Origin of the sequence: Serratia quinivorans, assembly GCF_052113645.1 — a bacterium.
Classification (GTDB): Bacteria; Pseudomonadota; Gammaproteobacteria; order Enterobacterales; family Enterobacteriaceae; genus Serratia; species Serratia quinivorans_B.
In genome coordinates this window covers 26,891-47,647 of sequence record NZ_JBIEIU010000020.1, presented here as the reverse complement: position 1 = coordinate 47,647, position 20,757 = coordinate 26,891, and the positions used below count along the sequence as shown (strand labels likewise).

Here is a 20,757-nt window from a genome sequence, read left to right as displayed (position 1 = left end):
GATGCATTGATCCCTTTCATAGGACTTATCACGGCAACATCAGGGAAACGCCGCACACAACGCATAGCCCGCATCATTTGCGGGCTATGTTCTTTTTATCAGTCGCTTTCGGCGCTTACGCCACCAATCTTTGTAAACAACTCATCATCATAAAATCTGTCGTCTTTTTCGTTGTAGAACATGCCAATTTGGCAAAGGTCATCCACATCCACTGCAAATGGGATAAGATCGAAACCGTCTAAACTGAAGGAATCGTCAGCCACAATGATGTTTTCTACTTTGTTACCGCCGGTTGTAATTACGGCATAGTTTCCTATCCTCATTATGAAAACTCCTCAATAATTACAATACCCGACGCCCCATCACCGCCTTTGTACATCGTCCCGACAAAACTAGTGTCATAAGCACCGCCGCCACCAGAACCCGGCGCACTACCACCGATGCCGCCGCCAGCACCTGCACGACCACCCCCGCCAAAATAGGAGCAACCGCCGATGCCTGCCATCATGACAGAACCCGATTGACCATCGGCTCCTGAACCACCGGGGATACGGATATCACCGGTGGTAGCAACCCCACCGCCGCCACCCGCTGTATTTGAAACACCAGATTTGCCCCCACCTCTACCGCCGGGTGCCGAAAACAAGTAAGAGAAGAACGACGCCCCGCCATCGCCGCCGTTAGCTGCACCTGTTCTTCCAGCGCCGCCACTGCCAATGGTCACGGGATAACTTGTGGCACCAGATAACTCGAATCTTGTAATGACAGTAGCACCCGCGCCACCGCCTGCGCCGGAGAAAGTTTCAGTATTATTGTGAGACTGGCAACCGCCGCCACCACCTCCACCCCCTGTCATCGTGATGCGGATAAATTTGGCCCCTGCTGTTGGTTTATATATCCCGCTGGCCGTAAACGTCCGCGTGTTGAGTAATAAGCCTGAGGGTTTATATGCCTCTGAATAAAACTCAATCCAACCACCCCAAACGGTGCCTGTCCATGTGCGTTTCCAGGTCCGGTTACTCAGGCTCCCTGACGTCCCATAGCCGCAAATTTCCTGAACAGTACGATAACCGGCCGCACCGGTTCCGGATTGCCACGTCCTCACTTGCAAAAAGAACGTCCCCGCGTCAGTAATCGGGCCATTTACGGGGTTAGTCACAACGCTATCGCCACGGGTCAAGACCGTATTTAAATCCGTCCCCGTTGTCGCCTTAACCGCCGGGGAAATACCGTATTCAGCAAGCCCGATATTCTCTTGTGCGGCCAACTGTGCATTGCGCCCGGCGATTCGGATCTCGCTCAGGTTATTAGCCGTTGATAATCGGGTGTTCGCGTTATCATTCGCCGCCTTCACCGCTTTCGGCGTAGCCGCCCGCGCCTCACTGCTGCTGTCAGTGGCGCTATTGAGTTGCACAAAGCCCTTTTCCGTTAATGTGGCGTCGGGGTGATTACGTGATTTCTCGTGCTCGCCGATTTGTTCATCAACATATTGCCGCGTTGCCAGCACAACCGCCGGGTCAATTTTGAGCGTCACCGCTTCGGTGCTGGAGACAATCAGCACCATTCTAATGGTTTGTGTGCGGCCGCTGCCTTCCTGTAACTGCGGCTTGTAGGTCTCCGGGCAGTTAGCGACTGCAATCAGCGTGCCGTCAGCGGAAAAAAGACCAATCTCTCTAATCCACCAACCGCCCTCATTTTCCGGGATGATTTGCTCGGCGATAATCTGGCTGTCGTTGCCAGGGTCAATGGTCAGCAGATTGATGGCCGCGCGACGCTTCTCACCCTTAAGGGCCGTTTGTGCCGCGTCAGGTGTCGGCAGGGTGCCGCCACCGTCACCGACGGCGATATGCGTCAGGTCAACTCGGGTGCCGAGTGCGGTCGCATTTGCCAGTTTCGCTGCGCCCTGGCTGGTCAAAATGGCAAAGAATTTTGCTGTCATGCGTTTACTCTCAGGTTGTCAATAAGATGAATTGCCGCGCCGCTATAACCGGTGCCGCCGACAGAAATGGTTTCGGGTATATAGGGATAAACGGTCAGCGCATCGCCGCTGTAACTTGTTGCCCCCACATAGCCAGCACCAGCACTGGACAGGCTAATTGCAAGGCCGACAAGGTGGCGACTGGCTGGTTTGGCGTCGGCTATCATGCGCTCCAGCTCCCGATACATCTCATCAGTGATGCCGGTTTCCAGCACACCGACAACCAGTCGAAACGTGCCGGGGGTCTCGTTAAGCTGCCACCACTCGCGCACCTCAATCAGATAGCCGAGCGGTTCAACGACGCGACGCAGTGCGCTGATGGTGCCTTTATGCCGGTGCACAAAATGCGCACTCTCGACAACGCTGCGTTTTGTCGCCTCCGGCCAATGCTCATCCCATCGGTCGACTGAAAACGCCCACGCCAAATACGGCAACAGGTTTAGCGGGCAGGCTTGCGGGTTCCAGAGCTGGCGCAGCGGTACCGGCACCCGCGCAAACTCAGCGCAGGCCGTGGCTGCCGCAACTTCTAACGGTGATGACCCGACCGGCAGCAGGCGACTATCACTCATCGGATCCCCCAACGGCCAACTGGTACCGGGAACAGTTCGACGCCTGCGTCTCGTCTAAAACGATATCGGCAGCCGGGCTTTTCAGTTCAACACGCTGGACACCTTCAACATGCAAGGCGGCATAAATGGCCGACAGGCGAATATCACGCCCGAGGCGGTGCTGCGTGCCAATATAGGCTTTGAGCTTTTGCTCCGATGCCTGTCGAACAGGTTCAGCCTCCGGCCCCGGAAACAGGTAGAGCACAGCGTCAATCTCATATGACACAATCGCCGCCGACTGCACGGTCACCCGGTCAGCCACTGGCCGCACATCCTCGGCATTGAGTGCCGCTTCAACAATCGCAATCAGCTCCGGGCTGGCCGTGCCGTCATCCTCGCGGGATAACACCGACACCGTGACGCTTGCCGGTGTTGGGCTGGTGACAGATACGTCGGCGACGCGGCCGTCAGCACTGCGACCATGGAATTGATACGCCCCCACCGAACCGGCCACGCTCAATCCTTCAAAGGCTTGCTGGATACGCACACGGAAATCGCTGTCATTTTCCATGACGGCGGCCACAGGGGGTAATGTGCTGTCGTCGGCCGGGGTGATCACCAGTCTGGCAACGTTATAATTGCCGCCAAGCTGGTCGAGGTCACTGCCTGCGGCATACCCCAGCATGACCGCCTGTGCGGCCTCATTAACGCGCTGGCGTAGCAACACCTCTCGATAGGCATTTTCCTGCAATAGCTTGACGACGGGTTCCGACTCAAATTGCAGCGTTCGCCTGACGCTCTCTTGTTTATCGACGGGGAACAAGGAGATAAACCAGGCTTTTCTCTCAGAGAATATCGACTCAAAATCAAGAGGTTCAATTACGCCTGGCGCCGGTAGCTGGCTCAAATCAATGGTGGCCATTATTGCCCCCTGACCGGTAAGGAAAACTGGATACGTCCGGCGGTGTCCGTCCGGTTGCCGACCAAATCAGCCACCATTTCCCCGTCAACGCTGGAAGCGAGATTGATCGCAGTGAGAGAAATTCGGGTTTCCCAGCGCAGAACCGCACCATAAATGGCTGCCATCATCTGGAGGTTCAGCGTGGGGTTTTGTGGCTGGTCAATCAGGGTCGAAAGCTGCGAACCGTAGTCACGGCGCATGACTCGGCTACCGACAGGGGTGATCAAAATATCGCTGATCGACTGGCGGATGTGTTCGATCTCGCTGATAGCCTGGCCATTGTTACGGTTCATGCCGAGATACATCATGATGCTGGCCCCCCGGTGTTACCGCCGCCGTTCTGCACGTTGCCGTGATAATGGATGTGGATGATCACGCCGTTGGAATTAAAGTTGCCGCCGGTGTGGGTGATATTCCCGAACATTTCACCGCCGTACTTGAGCAACAGTGAGCCGGCAATCAATTTATTGGTGCATTCCACCACGGGCGCATCCAGGGTGATCATCTGGCTAGCGGCCACCATCACGACTTTGGTGGTAGCGCTAATTTTCTCAGATGCCTGAATATCGGCGTACTTCATGCCCTTTGCCGTCAGCGTGCCGTTTTCAGGCTCGTACTCAATAACCGCGCCGTCGGGGAAATCCAGACGAACAGCATTGGGGGAAGCCGAGGCGGCGGGATACTGATCCGAAAATACCCCCGGGAGTACAAAGCCGGTGGTCAGTTCACCGAAGATGCTCAGCACGATCACCTGTTCGCCAACCGACGGGGCAGACCAAAAGCGCACGCGACCGGCTCGCAGCGTTAACCAATTTAGCCAGTCGGTTTCATTTTTCCCGATCTTCACGCGGCACAGGCCTTTGGCCGTATCCACTTCGGAGACGGTGCCAATGCGCACAATGTTGGCCAGGAGGCGTTTTAGTTCGGCGATGGATGCTTTCATGCTGCCAGTGTGCCGCGTGCGGGCGCATGGGGCATTTTGTGTGCCTTGTGCCAGCGATGACACAAGGCGGGGTGGTGGTCAGTAAGGCGGGGTAACTACCTGGCGATGTGTGTCAGTGCCAGATCTTTAATCCATTCAATATCAGCATCGGTGAAGCCCAGCAACTGCCGGCGCGCATAGCGCACGGTGGGGCCATCTGGGCTGACTTTATCCCGCAGGCCGTAATGGTGCACGACGGATAAATTGGTCACACCGGCGGCAAATGTCACGGCGGCTTCATCGGTGTTGGATTCGGTTTTCATAAAGCGCGCGGTGCGCAGCCGGGTAAACATCTTGCGGCGGATGCGACCGTGTTTATCCCGCCGTTTGTTTTTGCGCGGTATGTACGGCGAACCGTCCGGGTTCTTCTGTTCCTGGATGTGCTTTTGCTGGCGCTGGCGCAACTCTTTGGCCACCTGGCGGGTGAATAACTGGCGTGATTGCGGAGAAAGCTGCTGGAGCAACACGGACAGCGTTTCATCCAGTGTCTGGAAGTCGCTCAAGCTGCCCATGCTGCCACCTTGCGGCCTTCCATCCAGATTTCATAACTGCTGAGGTCGCTCGGCGGTGGCGTTGGTTCATCCACATGCCTGACGTTCAGCTTGCCATTGTCTTCGCTGACGATCACACGCTCGGTCAGCTTCAGATCAATGCTGATATCTCGCGCCGCATTGCTCAGGAAATCGGCTTCAAAGGTGAAGCCATCACCGCGTTTATCCGGATTGGCCATGATGTCGGGCTGATGGGTTCGCAGCCAATGCAGGATTGGCACGATCAACAGATTGGCGTCATCGGCGTAGCTGGTCACGATAAGGTTAAGCGTGTACTGATATTCAAAAGACAGCGACGGGGCCAGGGTGGAGTAAATCACCCCTTTATCAATGAAAATATGCAGGCAATCGGGGTTTTGCTTCACATAGCTTACGGAACCGCTCAGGGCCGCGCGAAGTGAGTCCGGTTTTAACATGATCGCTCCTACGGTTGCACCAGGCATACGTTGCGGATGTAGTCTTGCAAGCCCGCTATTTGGCTGTGGGCGGTTTCAATTCGCTTTCTGAGAGTGAAATAATCCCGTTGAGCGGCGTCAGTAAGTCGGGGCCCGTTTGCATCAGCCAGGCCGGCGGCGGTGGCGGTTGGACACGTGGCGCTGAGCCGCAACCGGCGACGGCCATCGGCAATATCACGCTGCAAATCATCAATTTTACTTTTCGCATCGGTTAATTCCCGGCTTCGGTTTTCGTCAATGGCAGCAACAGCGCGCTGCGTCTTGTTCTGCCAATCAATCTGGCGGGTTAACTGGCCGTTGGCATCCTGCAATGTGTCGCGCACCTGGCGCAGCCCCTGATTGCTGTAGAACAGAAAGGCCAGCAGGCAGAGTAGGATCAGGATGATGACGGCAATCAGACGGGCCATTTTTGCCCCCAAGTGCAGACCTCATGCTCTATATCGCGGCGGTTCATCAGGCCTTTCCACGGTTTGCCGCCGGCATAAATCCACTGGCGAAGGCCAGCGCAAGCCCCGGCCACATCACCCGCGTTCAGCTTGCGCAGCAGGGAGGAATGCTCGAAAGCGTAAACCCCCACGTTGTAGCTGAAACTGATCAGCGCGGCTTTTTGGTACTCCGTCGCCGGAACCTTTACCGAGCGCTCAACCGAACGGGAAAAGGGGATTAGGTCTTTATCCAGCATGGCTGTGCATTGCGCCAGATTGTAGCGTTTGCCGGGAATAATATCGGGCCCGGTGTGGCCATAGCAGACCGTCAACACGCCGGCAACGTCGCGGTAAGGCTCAAGTCTGACGCCTTCCAGCTCGGGGATCATCAGGGTAGCGATCGCCAGCGCGCCGGTACCGGCAGCACCAAGCAAGCTTTTTCGCAAGGTGGATGACATCGCCATTATTCGGCCTCCTTACGGAACAGTCGGCGCTTTACCGGCGGCTCGGTGATGATCCCGGCGCTCACCCCTTTTTCATAGGCTCTGGTGCGCCGCCAGTCGAAATAAGTCTGTGTGAGATAGGTGATCAGGCCCAGGATAAAACCGCCGATCACCGCAACCTGATTCCAGTCTACATGGCGGAACCAGTCGACCAGGCCGCCGGTGCAGAGTCCGCCGGCAATGCAGTAGTTAAGACTGGCGGCAAGTTTTTCCGTCATAATTTTCATTCTCCACCTCCCGCCCGCAGGGGGTTAATCCCATAATTGAAGGGTTTGCACTGATGCGGCCTGAATGATATCCGGCATGTCTACCGGGCAACCGTGGGGCAGAATTGGCCCCCGATCGGCCAGGCCCGGATTGCTCAGCAATACCTGCTCGGTGACACCCTGTGTTTTGCCGTAATAGCGCTGGCACAGTGCATCAACGGTGTCGCCCTGGTGCGCATAGACTTTCATCAGATCAACTCAACCGTCATGCGGGGTAGTGCCTGGCAATCATTGATGGCCCAATCCGCATCGCGGCGCAGATCGTCAACGGTTGGCTCCAGTGATTCGGCCCGTTTGTTGCCCGAATTGGTGGCGTCAAAGCTGCGAAAACGCTCGGTCAGGCTGGCCTGAGTCAGACAAAACACCGCACGGCGGTAAAGCTGTACGCGGGTGCTCTCATCATCCAGACGATCGGCAGGAACCTGATCCAACTCGCTATAGCCCGCGCTTTGCTGCTGTTTTCGCCAGTTGGCCAAGCGATCGTTAACTTCATTGATGGCATTGCGCGCGGCTTCCAGCAGGCGTGGCTGTGTGATCGTGCCGTCCTGGCGCATATCTTCCCGGTACTGTTTCAGGTCGATATTCGGCCAGAAATCCGTATTTTTAATCACGGTGCTGACCTGTGGCGCGGGGGCCGGTGTCACATCAATTTCCAGATTGTTGCCGGGGATCTGGTCGCCCGGTGCGGGTTCAATCGCTATGCTGACCATGTTTTTTCTCTGTGAGTCGGGCGGTGGACGGGAGCGTTGATGCGGTTAAAACCTGTCGCGGCTCCCGTGCCGCCCTCGCCGGGGGCGATTCGTTAACTTCCTGCCTGAATGAGTTTTTCCAACTGCTTGATATCCGTTTTCACGCCAGAGTTTTCATCTTTCAGCAGGGCTTTTGTTAATGTGTCCAGGGCAAGCACGTTGTCACCGTCTTGACGCAGGGCATATCCTGCGAATTTATACAGCCGGGCTTTGACCTTGTCCGGCATATCCTGCCCTGTGAGCAACTGCTGAGCGCGGAGTAACTGCGCGGTATCCAGCGGCTTACCGGCCGTCATGCTGCGTTGTGCTGCGGCGGCCAACTCTTCGGCAATCAGGCAGCCGGTAGAACGTTCGAAACCATCCGGGGCAACCAAATCATGCTTGACCGCGTATTCGCCGATATTCAGCGCGGTTTCCATGTCGCCCACGTCCAGCAACCAGACCAGCACGCGCATCAGAATGGCGTCCTGCCTGCCGGCATCGCTTTGCAGCACACCGGCCACCCACGGCATGTAAGTGGGGATCATGCTGCGTTTCAGTTCCGCCTTGGTGTCGTGGGACTCAACACCGCTCAGCCTGGCCAAGTCCTGCTGCATCTTGAACAGCAGCAGGTCATAGTTGCCCAGGTGGCTCAGGCTGGCCGCCTCACTCAGTGAAGAGGACTGCTGCGCAGCGATATATTGCTTATGCCTGCGTGCCGGACTGGTCATGGATTAATCCTCCTTGGGTGCGGGTGCGGCTGGTTTGAGGATTTCGATGTTTTCGATCAGTGCGGCACATTGGTAATCCTCCACCACGTACGCCTCGTTGACCGATTCGTAGTTTTCAATGCGATCGCGTTTCGGGTTGTCGATGATGTGGCGACGGCGGGTACCGTCTTGCCAGTAGATCGACAAGTTATCCAGGCGGGTGATCAGAATGGTGTTATCCGGGAAGGAAGGGACGCGCACCGCCTGCAACCCGCCGATGCGTTTTTGCGAGATAATGACGTCCGCCGCCAGCATTTCGCTGTTTTCCTGCTCTTTGTTGACGATCGGGAAGTATTTATCCGCCAGCAGGGAGCGCCCGACGATGGCGACCAACTCGGTATCGTCCTGGAACCAGGCGGCGATCAGTTCGTTGACGGCATCCATAACGAGGGCGTCCAGGTTGTGATAGTCACCGGCTTTACCGATGCGGATTTTTTCTGAAACGATCGCGCCAGCCTCATCCAAAATTTTTGACATCACCTGATCCGGCGCGCCTTTGCGGATTTTTTCCAGCCAGCCAATATTCACGTCCTGCAACAGCTTGTTGACGGTGAAGTCGGACGTTTTCGCACGCTTTACGCCGTTCCAGCCGATCATGATGCGATCCAGCGCCTGCCGTTTCACAATCTGGTTGCGGATTTTTACCTGAAAATCTTTGAATTTTGCCCATGAGTCCAGCTTTGAATACTTCAATGCGGTATCAAAGTTGGTCTGGGTACACATGTAGCCTTGTTCATCCAGATTGGTCGGATCAATAGGTTCACGGTCTTTTTCATCGGTGTTGGTGGTGCTGGCAACCGGGCGATCAATCCCCAGGCCGATTTTGTCACCGCTTTGTTCATCAACCGGGACGATATTGATTTTTTTCAGGAAACCGCTGCTTTCCTGGATTTTTTCTTCCAGGGTTTGGCTGACGGAGGGCTCAACGGTGAACTTTCCCGCTACGTCCAGGGCATCAATGCCGTTGATGGCCGCAATCTGGTTCACATACTTCTTGTACTGCTCACGGGTTACCTTTCTCATGTCTCTTTTCCTATAAATCGGCTAGAACGGTGCTGTCACCGCCTGTAATTGGTTGCTTAACAGTCGGTTAGCTCGGCGCTATCGCCACCCGTTGACAGTTCGCGACGCTTGTCGCTTCGGTCGGTGGTGCTGAGTTTGGTTTTCAGAGCAGAAAATGCCGTCTCGCTGGTGCTCAGCCGGTCTGTCAGCTTTTGAATGGTGTCTTTCATGCCATCCAGACCGGAAAGTTTTTCCTCAGCCTGCTGCTGCCTTTCGGCGACCAACTCCACGGCCTGATGAACATCAATAAAGCGCGCATCATCAGAGACCTGTCGTTTGCTGAACATGGCTTTAATGCTGGCGAGCAGGTTCGGCTTATCGGTTTCCGGTGTTTCGAATTCGAGGGTGGTTTCTTCGGCGGCAGAGAAAAACAGGCCTTTCTGCGCCAGGTGATTTGAGCTGAATTTCATCGCCTCACTGCCGAGTGATGCAGGGTTATCCGTGAACGCGAGGCCGGTCAGATAGGCTTTGTTGGTGTCAGCGAATTTTTCGTAATACTCAATGCTGGTGAAAATTTTCTGGCGCTTATTGTTCAACTGCACCAGTCCATCCGTTGCATCAACCTGGGCGTAGAGCGCCATTTTCCCTTTTAGCGGGCCATCGCTGATTTCATCGGCACTCAGGGAGATCACATCACCATAAGCACAGAAGGTGCTATCAGGGAAAATGCTCAGGTAATGCTCAAGATTGACGCGCGCCGCTTTGAATTGCTGGTTATAGGTTTCGGCCATCTCTTTGATGTGCTGGCGCTGGATCTGACGGCCATCACTGGTTGCCCCCTCGACGGCGACACGGAAAGATTTTGAAATTGGCATTGGATAAGCCCCGATCATGTAAGCGAATTAGGCCGGTGTTGGCCGTGTTTGGCTTATGTTGGCGGGGGGCCGGAATGGGGACAACGCGGCGGCCTTGTGTGGTCGATGGCACAAGGTACATTAAGGGTGTTGGCGGTAGCGGGTAGGTAGCCTTTCGGCATTGAAACGTTGAATTTCAGGCTGATTGCGCATGAATGCTATTACTATCAGTGCCGATTTAGATCCCCGGCGTCAAGCTATGTATCTCTATTGGCAGGGGCTGCGAGTGACCCGCATCGCCGAGATGATCGGGGTGAAGCCCGTCACGGTACACAGTTGGAAACGCCGCGACAAGTGGGACGATTACGGCCCGCTCGACCAGATGCAAATCACGACCGCCGCCCGGTATTGCCAACTGATCCTGAAGCCGGAGAAGGAAGGGCGCGACCTCAAAGAAATTGACCTGTTGGCGCGCCAGGCGGAGCGACACGCCCGCATAGGGAAATACAATGGCGGCGGGAATGAGGCGGATCTTAACCCCAACATTGCCGCCCGTAACGCTGGCCCGCGTAAACGCACGCAGAAAAATGCCTTTACGGACGAGCAACACGCCCGACTGAAAGAAATCTTTTTGGAACAGATGTTTGAGTATCAACGCAGTTGGTATCAGGCCGGGCTGTCGAAAGAATTCCGTATCCGCAACATTCTGAAAAGTCGCCAGATTGGCGCAACCTACTATTTTGCCCGCGAAGCCCTGATCGACGCCCTGGATACGGGCCGCAATCAGATGTTTGTTTCTGCTTCGAAAGCACAGGCGCACCAGTTCAAAAACTACATCATGGCGTTTGCACAGGAGGTTGATGTAGAGCTGCGCGGCGAAACGATCATCCTGCCGAACGCGGCGGAAATGCATTTCCTGGGCACCAACTCCAACACCGCCCAGGGGCGACCGGGCAACCTGTATCTGGATGAATATTTCTGGATCCCAGGCTTTAAGAAGCTGCGCCGGGCCGCATCGGGAATGGCGTCGCAAACGCGCTACCGCTCCACCTATTTCTCTACCCCGTCCAGCATGACCCATGAAGCCTATTCATTCTGGAATGGCACGCTGTTTAACAAGGGTAAGTCGAAGGACAGACGCCGGGAAATTGACGTTAGCTATAAACGTCTGGCCAGCGGCCTGCTCTGTGAAGATAAGCAGTTTCGCCAGATCGTTACCATTGAAGATGCGCTACGCGGTGGCTGTGACCTGTTTGATCTGGATGAATTGCGCGAAGAAAACAGTGATGAAGACTTTGAAAACCTATTCATGTGTAACTTCATTGACGATACCGCATCGGTGTTCCCGATGGGGGAAATGCAGCGTTGCATGGTCGACAGTTGGGAGCATTGGACAGACGTTAAACCCTTCGCATTGCGCCCGGTGGCGGCGCGGGAAGTCTGGATCGGTTATGACCCGGCCAGTTCGGAAAACGGCGATAGCGCCGGCTGTGCGGTTATCCTGCCGCCGCTGATTGCCGGCGGCAAGTTCCGGGTGCTGGAGCGCCATCAATGGCGCGGTATGGATTTTTCCGCCCAGGCCAAAAATATCAAGGCGCTGACTGAGCGCTACAACGTGACCTATATCGGTATTGATAACACCGGCCTTGGCCGTGCGGTGTCGCAACTGGTGCGCCAGTTCTTCCCGGCAGTTAACGCCATCAACTACAGCCTTGAAATGAAAACCGACCTGGTACTGAAAGCCCGCGACGTGATCCGCTCCGGCCGCCTGGAGTTCGACGCCGGCGCGCTGGATATCGCCCAGGCGTTTATGTCTATCCGCAAACAGATGACCGCAACGGGCCGCCGGGCAACCTATGTCACCAGTCGCGCCGAAGGTGTCAGCCACGGTGATGTGGCCTGGGCAGTCATGCACGCCTTATTCAATGAGCCGCTCGAAGGGGCAACCGGTAGCAATACAGGTTTTATGGAGATTTTTTAAATGAGCAAACGCAACCGGGGCCACAAAAACACCCAGCCGATTACGCAGAAAGAAAGCGGCGCGCCGCATGTTGAGACCTTCACCTTCGGCGACCCGATCCCGATGCTGGATCGGCGTGAAATCCTGGACTACCTGGAATGCAGCATTGTTGACCGTTGGTACGAGCCGCCGATCTCTTTCAGTGGCCTGGCGAAGACGTTCCGCGCTGCGGTGCATCACAGTTCACCGATCACCATGAAGCGCAATATTTTAGTGAGTATGTTCAAACCACACCGGTTGCTGTCAAAGCAGGATTTTAGCCGCTATGCACAGGATTTTATGGTGTTCGGCAACAGCTTTATTGAGGGGCGCTATAACCGGTTGGGTGGTCTGATGAAGCTGGCCCCCAGTCTGGCGAAATACACCCGCCGTGGTGTAGAAACTGATTCTTACTGGTTCGTGCAATCGTGGATGGAGCCGCATCAGTTTGCGGAGGGCTCTATTTTTCACCTGCTGGATCCTGACATTAACCAGGAGATTTACGGCGTTCCCGAATACCTTTCCTCGCTTAACTCCATTTGGCTTAATGAGGCGGCGACGCTGTTCCGTCGGAAATACTACCTTAACGGCAGTCATGCCGGGTTTATCCTGTACATGAACGATGCAGCGCACAAGCAGGAGGATATCGATAATCTGCGCAAAGCGCTGAAAGAGTCAAAAGGGCCGGGTAACTTCCGCAACCTGTTTATGTATGCGCCTGGCGGTAAGCCGGACGGGTTACAACTGATCCCGCTAGCCGAAGTCGCGGCAAAGGACGAGTTTTTGAACATCAAGAACGTGACCCGCGATGATCAGCTTGCCGCCCAGCGCACACCACCGCAACTGATGGGGATTTTACCGAACAATACCGGTGGTTTTGGTGATGTTGAGAAAGCTGCGCGGGTATTTGCGATTAACGAGCTGGCCCCATTGCAGGAACGGCTATGCGAACTTAACGAGTGGGCAGGGGAAGAGGTGATCAGCTTTAAACCTTATGAGCTGCTTAAACAGGATTCATAAGCTTTTACTCTAAAAATACACTGACTCATACTTGAGCTAGCACTTTTAATGGTCTGAGCTAAAATTTGGTCCGGCAATCGTCTTTGGCCCGAAGCGGGAGTTCAAAACGTTGGTATCGTTACCATGTGATGGGTTTAACTTGTAAATCAAAACCCTTTGCGATTTGATAGAGCAAACCAATAATCTTTAGATACGGGATAAGTTCGTGACACAGAAAGCATGGTCCTTTAAAAATATTGAACAGGATGATTTAAGGTATTGGGGAAATGATGGTTACCATGATGACTCATCCTCATTTTATCGTTATGACAGTTTTGTCGCTAACCACAAAAATGTAAAAGTAGGTGATATTGTTATCATTACAAATAGAAACAAGGTCCTAGGGGTTTCTGTTATTGATAGAGTTGCAACAAAAAATATAGATAAAAAACGCAATAAATGCATCCACATGGATTGTAGCGCAAAAAAAATCATTCCGAGGAAGAATATTAAGCCTAAATGGCGCTGTGAAAATGGTCATGAGTTTAATGAGCCAAGAGTGATATTTGAAGCAGCTGTAGAGTTTATTGCCAATTATGGCGTTCATTACAAAGAGATAACTGGTGTTACAATGGAGAGACTCATCGCTGAGACTCCACGCTATAATGGTCAAATGTCAATTCAGGAAGTTAATTTTCATTGGGCTATCAAGTTATTTGGCATTCAACCTGCTTTAGTTCTGGGTCTTGAAGCCGGAGATGCTGATAATGACGCACCAATTTTGATGATTGATGATCAAAGAAATATGGTTGAAAGACAAATAAAACAACGACGTGGGCAAAAAAAATTTCGAGACCAACTTTTAGTATCGAACCCTGTCTGTGCTGTTACCGGATGTGAGCTGGTAGATATTCTCGAAGCAGCTCATGTTGATGCGTATCGAAACGATAGCCATAATCATATCAGTAATGGGTTACTGCTTCGTAGTGATATTCATACCTTGTTTGATTTGAATTTATGCGCTATCGATCCTGCTGATAATAGCATTCGTTTTTCTAAAGGTGCTTTTGAAAATGGTTATCAACAGTTCGAAGGTGTTTGTTTGAAAGTAAATCATAAAGTTTCTCAAGATGCGTTATTGAAGAGATGGGTGATATTTAATGGGTGATGTGAAATTTATTTTTTATGTCATGAGGTTGAATAATGTGGTTATATTAATCCATATATCTATGGGGGTTAACTATGAATGAATATTTTGATGTTGAAGTGATATTTACAAAAAATGATGATATAAAAAATATAGAAGAGAATGAGTTTCGCCAGCTCGTTACAGAAGTAGCGGCACAGGGATTGATTGCCAGTGGACAAGTGTCAAAATATATCGTTCGTAATCAGCTTGGTTACAAATATGAGAACATCTCTGGTATCCTCGAGATGAAAAAAGCAGGTGATGTATGGGGTTTTAAAGGTGTTTTTCCGAAGAAAATCTATGCTAGGCTTTGCCAAGAACTAAACTTAAAAGACAATGGTTCTACAGCTAAACTAGGAAAGTTTACATCGTTTAAAGATAGTAAGTGATCCCATTTCTCTCTCGTATTTTATTTATGGGTACTATAATCGGTTGGGGAGTCCAATGATGTTCCCCTTAACTTGGAGTAATATACCCGCTGTGGGGGTGGAACTGACTCTTACTTGGTTTATAGAGTCACATCAGTTTGAAGATGGCTCTATGTCTCATCCGTCGGGCTCTGACATTTATACAGCATAAACGGGATTCTAAAAATGAGCATCTTGCGACTTGACCGGTAGAACGGATTTAGTTATTGCGCTCCGCTAATAATAAGATTTGCGGTTTAAAAGTAAAAAACCATCAGCTAAGATGGTTTGTTCTTGAAATTAATTTTTACCTCAAGTCTTTGGGGCAATCACTAACCATGATTGACCTTACCACTGTGATAGATTTTCCAATATAATTTTCCGTTCAGAGAGTAAGTCTTCGTACATATTCTCACTAAGAGAATCATTTAACTTAAACCTTCCTTTCTTTAAATTTAATTCTTTAACACCTTCATGAAGTGATTTTGATATAGAATCCCTGTCCTGTTTGTCTTTAAGATTAGCATCTAACTCTGATATGTATTTATTAAGATCCAACATGTCGTTATATATAGAAATTGATGAATTATCTTTTCTAATTAGTTTGTTTTCAATTGATGTCATTTTATTATGTATTTTCTCAAGAGATCCAACAATTCCCTTTCTGGCTTCAACTCTGATAATCTCATCCTTACTTCTTGATTGTGTTTGGAATAAAACCTCAGAGTTTACAACGTTACCAATTTTATGAACATCAGATATAATGGCTTTAACACCTTCTCTATACTGAGGGTAGTTAGCAACAACATGCCCTGCAGGGGTTAGAGCACTTAATAGAACACAAACTTTACCATAAGCAGTTATCTTTGCTTTAATAGAACCGTCTTCAAATTCAACTTCTATATCAACATCATCATATAGGAAGAACTTTAACCTTTTTTGAGCATATTCCGTAATGCTATCCTTAATCCTCTGAAGTTCGGCTTCTTTTTGCTCATTAGTAACAGATGTTAGCCATGTTGGTTCAACATGTACGTATGATTGACTTAATATATTACTATCTATGTAATTGGCCATAAAGTCCTTCAATTTTATAGAGGTAGATTATCTTGTGTAAGTATCCATAATATACCAACCAGATTGACTGTTAGCCAAACACTTTCTCAACACCACAGTAAAGGTCGCCCCAACTGGTGGCTTTACGTTATTATTAACATGTTTATGCATTTCTGTGTGTTGCTGTGACATGTCACAAACGATTTTTTTTATGAAAATGACATGTCTACGACTGTTGGAAATAAAAATGTGACGTCGCAGGTTAGTATCATGTCATCTGACTTACCCAGCACTGGCTTTCTTGTCTAAGCGTGTTTTTATCGGGATCGACTCGGATTTTAAATGAAAAAACACTGCATAACCTAAAGTGCAACAATCCGCATACGTTCTTGACTATCAAATCAGTCCTTCAGGTTACTGCCAGCAAGGCTTTGGTATAATTTTCTACTGCATAAAAAGTGAACTCTCAAGTATGCAGCGCGGGGGCGGGGGGGACGGCACGGAACAGAGGATCGATAGGGATCGTTTTTTCTGCCTAAACTCCCCAGACCCGCACTGCATTCTCTTGGACATTGTTGCGAGGCGATCAGATTTGTAGATGTAAAGAAGAAGCACCTCGCTGTGTGGCGTAGAGGTGCTATTGATTTTTTTGGTTAAATTTTTTATTGGCCTTTTTATGTTTTCGATTGATGAAATAGAGTTGAATGTCACTCAATATGGTTAACAACCTGCCAACGACAAAATAATAAAATGGACTACAGTGTTCAGCCTCATATACGTTTTCAAATTCATGACTGTAGTTCATCTTCCTTAGTTTTTCTGCATCGATAACTTCCACATTCACACATTTTAAATTCCCATTTATTGCTTGTTCTGTTAAAAAATTTTCAAGACTCTCACGAGAGGAAAGAGACTCTACTGTAAGCCTAAACTTATCAAATCGTGGATAATCAAAGTCATTAGAATAAACTGGGATTGTTCTAATGTACTCATCTTCAGTATGCAACTTGACTAAATATTTGAATTCCGAACCATAGTAACCTGAATTTTTAATTGGTCTCATTGGCTGGATACAGGCTGTAAAATGATTCCTGAAGAAGTCAAATACAGGATCCCATCTTTCTATAAAATCTTTTACTACATACTTACCATGGGAAGTGGATAATACAATGTGAATTTTAGTGTTTCTTGAATGAAGGAAATGATTGAGTTTAATTCTATTCATATTAAAACAATAAAAGTCAACTGGACCATAGTTACTGGTGTATGATTCATAGGATTTTAGTATTTTCGGGTCGTGCTCGAAGTCATCGATTTCAATATAATAATTAATGCCAACCCTTAAAAATACCTTGAATATTATAACTGACCTATCCTTGAAGTTTTCCAAGGTAATGCTACTAACGTATTTATCTTCGGCATTTGCACTTGAAGTTATGCAAAATTGTCCTCTTATGTGGATGCCAGACTTTCGCCTGTAATTTCTTACGGCAAAATACAATGCAGTAAGCGAAATTATTATTGCAATAAATGATGCGAAATCTTTCAAACTCAAATTATACCCCCATTAGGCTGATAATTGTTCCCTGTTGAATGCTTGAGTCAATCGTGGCCTCAAAGTTTAAAATATTAGCAGACATAATATTTTTATATGTGACTATTCATACATCAATTCCTAAATATCAGTATGCTCAAGTTTGACTTTAACAGGGTTCACCCAAGAACTCATGCAGGAATTTCATTGAATACTTGGCCGAAAGGTAGATGGATTTGAAATAATACTCTTATATTTCAGTTGCTTGATTCAATGCAAGGTTATCTGCCATATTATGCATGACTCGCAAAAGTGTCAGTTCAAATCTGAGTTAATACACGCTATTTCCACCTCTGCTATTCTCATCTGTCAAAGGTTCTATAGCGTGGTCAGCATCAGCTTTTTGTATCCTGCCGTCTGCCAACATTGAGAATCCCCTTGCATGCAGCACCCACGCATCTCGCCTGGCAATGTATCCCCACACTTCTCGCAACTGCTTTTCCGCAGTTCTGATAGCTGTTTATGCAGCAATTTGTTGTCTTGTCGAATGAGGCCAATCAGGTATTCCGTTACCTCGTAAGGTTCCCTGGCTATCCGGCGCTGCTGGCAACCCTCCAAAATCATCGCCATTTCCTGGCTGTCTACGCGCAGGGTGATCGTAGTGATACCGTTCGCCTTGTCACGCTGGCGCTGGGCGCGTTTACGTTCTGCCGATGTGGTCATGCTATTCCTCCGATTGCTGCTTTATGGTTTCTTTTCTCAGGTGCTCGCCAACAAGGCGTGTTTGTCCTGGTATCTGCTGATGCCAAAGCGCGGTGAGCCGCGTCAGCGCGGTAGTGGCTGCTGGAGTTGATTGCTGGTACAGACAACCATCTGCCCGCGCTCGGTAGCGCTGACCGTCGATAGTGACCGTTGCGCCCCTGGCCACCGATTTCAAAATGCAGGCATCCAGGCTGAAACCGATGGACTCGGCGAAGCTGCCGATCTGGCGTTCCAGCTTGCTGAGTGGTCGTTTGATTGTGTTAATGCCAGCGCTGGCCGTAGGTGGCCGGTGAGTTTCAGCCTCCTGTCCATCATCCAAACTGAAATAAGCCAGGGCGCGCTGCTCTTGCTCGTGGCGCACTTGCTCCCGCCATCGCTTAATGCTGGCTGTGTCAGGTAGTACCGACCTTATTGGTGGCAGATTTAGCCCCTCGTCTGGCAATGCGAAGCCCTCGGCGACGACCATAAATGGATTTTTTGCAGGTTCTGGCGGTGCGCTGCGTATTCGCCGGAGCATCAACCGCCGTTCTTTGTCGGTTATTCGCTCAAAATCGAGGTTTTCAGGCGGTGGCGGAGATTCCTGCACCTGCTTGGTTTTTAGCCTTTCCGGCTGCACCGTACAGTTATTGACAGAACTCCGAGAGGGCGCAGGCGCGCCCTTAAGGTCAACGGCCAGGTCAACGGCACGGGCCGGAACGAACTTCCATTCCTTCGTGCGGGTGATAATTGGGGTATCCATCCCGACCGGTGGTGAAAATACACCCCGGATCCGGATCACGTCTTCGCCATAGTCGTTAGTGGCTTCTGCCGGCTCGTAGTAGGAGCGCACGATCAGATCGTCACGTCGGACAAAGGGGCCACCCTGGGCGTTGACGTATTCAGCCCAGCGGCCGTAATCGGCAGCATCATGTACGGCGGCAAACTCGACACTGAGGCCTAGTGCGGTTTCATGGTCAGCCATACGGCGCAATTCGCGGTAAACCGTCACCGGTGCGCCGCCAATAAACTGAAACTGGCGGATGCGCCAGCGGGCTGCCCAGGCGGATACCGCCGGGGCAACCTCTTTCAGCTCTTTGCCGCTGTCGTCGTCCAGTTCGCCATCAAGTGCGTAACCGTCGATATTCTTTGAGATGTATTTGGCGATGTACCCGGTGGCACTGCCTTTTTCTGGATCTATGGCTTCGGCGTGGAAACGGGCTTTTCTTGAGCGTTCGCTGTAAAGCTCGTCAGTGTCTTCCGCGCAGGCATAAGCGCGCAGGATATCGCGCACCTGATCAACTACCTCGGGCCGCATGAATAGCAGCATATGCCAGTGAGGCGTGCCGTCACCGTGCGGCTCAGCCACACGGATCCCGAAGATACGAAACCCTTTACGATGTAGCTTGGCGCGTGCGCGTTCCCACACATTACGCAGATAGCGCTGCGTTTCGTCCGGGCTGGCTCCACACCATTTGCGATTGCGGTGGCCATGTCTGTTGGTGGCATGGAAGCGGGAAGGGGCTGTCAGGGTGTAAAACTCCCCCACGAACCCCATTTCGTTGCAGATATCCTCAAAACCACGAATGCGGTTCATCAGCTCGCAGCGGCGAATGGCTGGATTTGCAACGCTGTGATCGTACTTGTCGATCAGCGATATGCGATTGCCTTCGTCGTCTTCCAGCTCCATCGATTTTAAGAATTCACGGGTGCGGCGTTTCTGCTCCCGCCAATCGCTGACGGTTGGCCGGCTGGCATAGGGCGTCGCTTTTTTGCTGACGTGACCGATAGCTATATGCAGGTGTTCTTTCCAGCGGTCAGAATGGCGTCGCAAACGGCGCAGCCACCAATCTTCTGACATCATGCGCATGACTGCCGGTGAGGTGTTCTCCACTGTCATTTTCCAGCGGGCCACCTGGTAGGTTTTCCACAGTGGCGGCTTTTGCTTAAACCTGCGGGTGAGCGCGGCTGCCCCTTTATATAGCGCCATAACGTTCAATAATTCAGAAGACCGGCCAGTCTCTTCATCGACTACGCTCAGTTCCTGCTTGATGACAGCGGCGATATCTTTCGCCAGCAGTTCAATATCAGATCGTCCGGCGTCCGGCAGATGGTTAAAGCGGTGGCACAGGGCTGCATCGCTGTTGTTATCGGAAACGCGGTATTTTTCACTGACGAGATCAAGCCGTGGCAATACGCGCTCAACAAAGTTTTTCGTCAAGTACGCATTGCCCCGGCGGATGCCCTGGGATTCCTCCAGATTGTTGATGTGGTAGCGCACATCGCGTTGGATCAGCTGTGGTTGTTGTTCTAACAGATGATGTGCGCGCAGGGTGGCGGCGATCTGCTCCTCGGTCTGTTTATCGATCTCGGCCGGTCGGTTCAGCGACGGATCAATAACCGGGAGCGGAGCATTCCATGAGAATGCCCATTCACAAGCAGGTGCGCCGCTGCCAGGGTATGGCAGCGGCGGGGATGGTTGGTGCCGTCCGTGAGTCGTTTTACTCATACTTTGGCCTCCGTCAGTGATGTTGGCACATTAGCGTACTGGGTATCATCAGCAGAGTTATCCGGTAGCAACGGTTGTAAACATCTTCCCTTATCTTCCTTAAGCATTTATAAATCAGTCTCAGTCAAAAATATTTTCAATGCTTTCAATTGCACGGGGCCTCATATGGAACACCGATACATAAAAATGAAGGACTGCATGGGATTACCATCATTCGATGCGGCAATAACCGAATGGCTTGACTCTCAGTCATCAGGTATGTTCTCAGTCCCCTACAAAATACTTATTTGTCACGAGAATGTT

General features: G+C 51.1%; 24 protein-coding genes. 4 read left to right on the top strand and 20 right to left on the bottom strand.

Going from position 1 to position 20,757, the window contains the following annotated elements:
• Positions 1 to 98: 98 nt before the first annotated feature.
• The 16 genes from ACGS9J_RS24290 to ACGS9J_RS24215 form a co-directional block, all read right to left on the bottom strand.
• Positions 99 to 323, bottom strand: a complete 225-nt coding sequence (locus ACGS9J_RS24290; protein WP_442233190.1) for a hypothetical protein — start codon at positions 321 to 323, stop codon at positions 99 to 101.
• Complete coding sequence (locus ACGS9J_RS24285; RefSeq protein ID WP_442233189.1) at positions 323 to 1,939, bottom strand: phage tail-collar fiber domain-containing protein; 1,617 nt, start codon at positions 1,937 to 1,939, stop codon at positions 323 to 325. Before ACGS9J_RS24285 ends, ACGS9J_RS24290 begins: the two co-directional genes overlap by 1 nt.
• Entirely contained in the window at positions 1,936 to 2,547 is a 612-nt protein-coding gene (locus tag ACGS9J_RS24280; RefSeq protein WP_442233188.1) for a phage tail protein I, read from the bottom strand. The genes ACGS9J_RS24285 and ACGS9J_RS24280 overlap by 4 nt, the downstream gene beginning before the upstream one ends.
• Positions 2,540 to 3,448: a baseplate assembly protein gene (locus ACGS9J_RS24275; protein ID WP_442233187.1), complete on the bottom strand. Its 909-nt coding sequence runs from the start codon at positions 3,446 to 3,448 to the stop codon at positions 2,540 to 2,542. Before ACGS9J_RS24275 ends, ACGS9J_RS24280 begins: the two co-directional genes overlap by 8 nt.
• Positions 3,448 to 3,795 carry a GPW/gp25 family protein gene (locus ACGS9J_RS24270; protein ID WP_442233186.1) on the bottom strand — a complete coding sequence of 116 codons (348 nt, stop codon included), beginning with the start codon at positions 3,793 to 3,795 and terminating at the stop codon, positions 3,448 to 3,450. Before ACGS9J_RS24270 ends, ACGS9J_RS24275 begins: the two co-directional genes overlap by 1 nt.
• Positions 3,792 to 4,430 (bottom strand): phage baseplate assembly protein V, encoded by a 639-nt coding sequence (locus ACGS9J_RS24265; RefSeq protein ID WP_442233185.1) that lies wholly within the window; start codon positions 4,428 to 4,430, stop codon positions 3,792 to 3,794. Before ACGS9J_RS24265 ends, ACGS9J_RS24270 begins: the two co-directional genes overlap by 4 nt.
• Positions 4,431 to 4,525: 95 nt before the next feature.
• On the bottom strand, positions 4,526 to 4,981 hold the full coding sequence (locus ACGS9J_RS24260; protein ID WP_442233184.1) for a phage virion morphogenesis protein: 456 nt from the start codon (positions 4,979 to 4,981) through the stop codon (positions 4,526 to 4,528).
• Positions 4,969 to 5,436 carry a phage tail protein gene (locus ACGS9J_RS24255; protein ID WP_442233183.1) on the bottom strand — a complete coding sequence of 156 codons (468 nt, stop codon included), beginning with the start codon at positions 5,434 to 5,436 and terminating at the stop codon, positions 4,969 to 4,971. Before ACGS9J_RS24255 ends, ACGS9J_RS24260 begins: the two co-directional genes overlap by 13 nt.
• Before the next feature lie 8 nt (positions 5,437 to 5,444).
• Entirely contained in the window at positions 5,445 to 5,882 is a 438-nt protein-coding gene (locus ACGS9J_RS24250) for a lysis protein (protein WP_442233182.1), read from the bottom strand.
• Positions 5,870 to 6,364, bottom strand: a complete 495-nt coding sequence (locus ACGS9J_RS24245) for a lysozyme (RefSeq protein WP_442233181.1) — start codon at positions 6,362 to 6,364, stop codon at positions 5,870 to 5,872. Before ACGS9J_RS24245 ends, ACGS9J_RS24250 begins: the two co-directional genes overlap by 13 nt.
• Positions 6,364 to 6,630 (bottom strand): phage holin, encoded by a 267-nt coding sequence (locus tag ACGS9J_RS24240; RefSeq protein ID WP_442233180.1) that lies wholly within the window; start codon positions 6,628 to 6,630, stop codon positions 6,364 to 6,366. The genes ACGS9J_RS24245 and ACGS9J_RS24240 overlap by 1 nt, the downstream gene beginning before the upstream one ends.
• 24 nt (positions 6,631 to 6,654) lie before the next feature.
• The gene (locus ACGS9J_RS24235) at positions 6,655 to 6,858 is read right to left on the bottom strand and encodes a tail protein X (RefSeq protein ID WP_049211534.1); all 204 of its coding nucleotides are present in this window, start codon (positions 6,856 to 6,858) and stop codon (positions 6,655 to 6,657) included.
• The gene (locus ACGS9J_RS24230; protein WP_442233179.1) at positions 6,858 to 7,379 is read right to left on the bottom strand and encodes a head completion/stabilization protein; all 522 of its coding nucleotides are present in this window, start codon (positions 7,377 to 7,379) and stop codon (positions 6,858 to 6,860) included. Before ACGS9J_RS24230 ends, ACGS9J_RS24235 begins: the two co-directional genes overlap by 1 nt.
• 92 nt (positions 7,380 to 7,471) lie before the next feature.
• Positions 7,472 to 8,128 (bottom strand): phage terminase small subunit, encoded by a 657-nt coding sequence (gene gpM, locus ACGS9J_RS24225; protein WP_217331045.1) that lies wholly within the window; start codon positions 8,126 to 8,128, stop codon positions 7,472 to 7,474.
• Between the two features lie 3 nt (positions 8,129 to 8,131).
• Positions 8,132 to 9,190 (bottom strand): phage major capsid protein, P2 family, encoded by a 1,059-nt coding sequence (locus ACGS9J_RS24220; RefSeq protein ID WP_442233178.1) that lies wholly within the window; start codon positions 9,188 to 9,190, stop codon positions 8,132 to 8,134.
• Positions 9,191 to 9,246: 56 nt separating this feature from the next.
• Complete coding sequence (locus ACGS9J_RS24215) at positions 9,247 to 10,044, bottom strand: GPO family capsid scaffolding protein (protein WP_442233177.1); 798 nt, start codon at positions 10,042 to 10,044, stop codon at positions 9,247 to 9,249.
• A gap of 190 nt (positions 10,045 to 10,234) precedes the next feature.
• Here ACGS9J_RS24215 and ACGS9J_RS24210 point away from each other — a divergent pair, with 190 nt between their 5' ends.
• From ACGS9J_RS24210 to ACGS9J_RS24195, 4 genes are all read left to right on the top strand, one after another.
• Positions 10,235 to 12,004, top strand: coding sequence for a terminase large subunit domain-containing protein (locus ACGS9J_RS24210; RefSeq protein ID WP_442233176.1), 1,770 nt, complete (start codon positions 10,235 to 10,237; stop codon positions 12,002 to 12,004).
• A complete protein-coding gene (locus ACGS9J_RS24205) occupies positions 12,005 to 13,042 on the top strand; it encodes a phage portal protein (protein WP_442233175.1) in 1,038 nt (345 codons plus the stop codon).
• A gap of 205 nt (positions 13,043 to 13,247) precedes the next feature.
• A complete protein-coding gene (locus ACGS9J_RS24200; protein ID WP_442233174.1) occupies positions 13,248 to 14,189 on the top strand; it encodes an HNH endonuclease in 942 nt (313 codons plus the stop codon).
• 74 nt (positions 14,190 to 14,263) lie between these two features.
• Positions 14,264 to 14,599 (top strand): hypothetical protein, encoded by a 336-nt coding sequence (locus tag ACGS9J_RS24195; protein ID WP_442233173.1) that lies wholly within the window; start codon positions 14,264 to 14,266, stop codon positions 14,597 to 14,599.
• 366 nt (positions 14,600 to 14,965) lie between these two features.
• On the opposite strand, the gene ACGS9J_RS24190 is transcribed toward ACGS9J_RS24195, so the two are convergent.
• The 4 genes from ACGS9J_RS24190 to ACGS9J_RS24175 form a co-directional block, all read right to left on the bottom strand.
• Positions 14,966 to 15,694 (bottom strand): hypothetical protein, encoded by a 729-nt coding sequence (locus tag ACGS9J_RS24190; RefSeq protein WP_442233172.1) that lies wholly within the window; start codon positions 15,692 to 15,694, stop codon positions 14,966 to 14,968.
• Positions 15,695 to 16,310: 616 nt separating this feature from the next.
• Positions 16,311 to 17,228: a hypothetical protein gene (locus tag ACGS9J_RS24185; RefSeq protein WP_442233171.1), complete on the bottom strand. Its 918-nt coding sequence runs from the start codon at positions 17,226 to 17,228 to the stop codon at positions 16,311 to 16,313.
• A gap of 357 nt (positions 17,229 to 17,585) precedes the next feature.
• A complete protein-coding gene (locus ACGS9J_RS24180; protein ID WP_442233170.1) occupies positions 17,586 to 17,930 on the bottom strand; it encodes a hypothetical protein in 345 nt (114 codons plus the stop codon).
• Position 17,931: 1 nt separating this feature from the next.
• Positions 17,932 to 20,454 carry a replication endonuclease gene (locus tag ACGS9J_RS24175; protein ID WP_442233169.1) on the bottom strand — a complete coding sequence of 841 codons (2,523 nt, stop codon included), beginning with the start codon at positions 20,452 to 20,454 and terminating at the stop codon, positions 17,932 to 17,934.
• Positions 20,455 to 20,757 lie beyond the last annotated feature (303 nt).

Bases quoted from the DNA above. Each gene is read 5' to 3' on its own strand.
- ACGS9J_RS24195 (WP_442233173.1), top strand. From the start codon at position 14,264: ATGAATGAATATTTTGATGTTGAAGTGATATTTACAAAAAATGATGAT.
- ACGS9J_RS24175 (WP_442233169.1), bottom strand. From the start codon at position 20,454: ATGAGTAAAACGACTCACGGACGGCACCAACCATCCCCGCCGCTGCCA.
- ACGS9J_RS24235 (WP_049211534.1), bottom strand. From the start codon at position 6,858: ATGAAAGTCTATGCGCACCAGGGCGACACCGTTGATGCACTGTGCCAG.
- ACGS9J_RS24210 (WP_442233176.1), top strand. From the start codon at position 10,235: ATGAATGCTATTACTATCAGTGCCGATTTAGATCCCCGGCGTCAAGCT.
- ACGS9J_RS24180 (WP_442233170.1), bottom strand. From the start codon at position 17,930: ATGACCACATCGGCAGAACGTAAACGCGCCCAGCGCCAGCGTGACAAG.
- ACGS9J_RS24275 (WP_442233187.1), bottom strand. From the start codon at position 3,448: ATGGCCACCATTGATTTGAGCCAGCTACCGGCGCCAGGCGTAATTGAA.
- ACGS9J_RS24285 (WP_442233189.1), bottom strand. From the start codon at position 1,939: ATGACAGCAAAATTCTTTGCCATTTTGACCAGCCAGGGCGCAGCGAAA.
- ACGS9J_RS24245 (WP_442233181.1), bottom strand. From the start codon at position 6,364: ATGGCGATGTCATCCACCTTGCGAAAAAGCTTGCTTGGTGCTGCCGGT.
- ACGS9J_RS24205 (WP_442233175.1), top strand. From the start codon at position 12,005: ATGAGCAAACGCAACCGGGGCCACAAAAACACCCAGCCGATTACGCAG.
- ACGS9J_RS24270 (WP_442233186.1), bottom strand. From the start codon at position 3,795: ATGATGTATCTCGGCATGAACCGTAACAATGGCCAGGCTATCAGCGAG.
- ACGS9J_RS24260 (WP_442233184.1), bottom strand. From the start codon at position 4,981: ATGGGCAGCTTGAGCGACTTCCAGACACTGGATGAAACGCTGTCCGTG.
- gpM (WP_217331045.1), bottom strand. From the start codon at position 8,128: ATGACCAGTCCGGCACGCAGGCATAAGCAATATATCGCTGCGCAGCAG.
- ACGS9J_RS24220 (WP_442233178.1), bottom strand. From the start codon at position 9,190: ATGAGAAAGGTAACCCGTGAGCAGTACAAGAAGTATGTGAACCAGATT.
- ACGS9J_RS24190 (WP_442233172.1), bottom strand. From the start codon at position 15,694: ATGGCCAATTACATAGATAGTAATATATTAAGTCAATCATACGTACAT.
- ACGS9J_RS24280 (WP_442233188.1), bottom strand. From the start codon at position 2,547: ATGAGTGATAGTCGCCTGCTGCCGGTCGGGTCATCACCGTTAGAAGTT.
- ACGS9J_RS24255 (WP_442233183.1), bottom strand. From the start codon at position 5,436: ATGTTAAAACCGGACTCACTTCGCGCGGCCCTGAGCGGTTCCGTAAGC.
- ACGS9J_RS24215 (WP_442233177.1), bottom strand. From the start codon at position 10,044: ATGCCAATTTCAAAATCTTTCCGTGTCGCCGTCGAGGGGGCAACCAGT.
- ACGS9J_RS24250 (WP_442233182.1), bottom strand. From the start codon at position 5,882: ATGGCCCGTCTGATTGCCGTCATCATCCTGATCCTACTCTGCCTGCTG.
- ACGS9J_RS24290 (WP_442233190.1), bottom strand. From the start codon at position 323: ATGAGGATAGGAAACTATGCCGTAATTACAACCGGCGGTAACAAAGTA.
- ACGS9J_RS24240 (WP_442233180.1), bottom strand. From the start codon at position 6,630: ATGAAAATTATGACGGAAAAACTTGCCGCCAGTCTTAACTACTGCATT.
- ACGS9J_RS24230 (WP_442233179.1), bottom strand. From the start codon at position 7,379: ATGGTCAGCATAGCGATTGAACCCGCACCGGGCGACCAGATCCCCGGC.
- ACGS9J_RS24265 (WP_442233185.1), bottom strand. From the start codon at position 4,430: ATGAAAGCATCCATCGCCGAACTAAAACGCCTCCTGGCCAACATTGTG.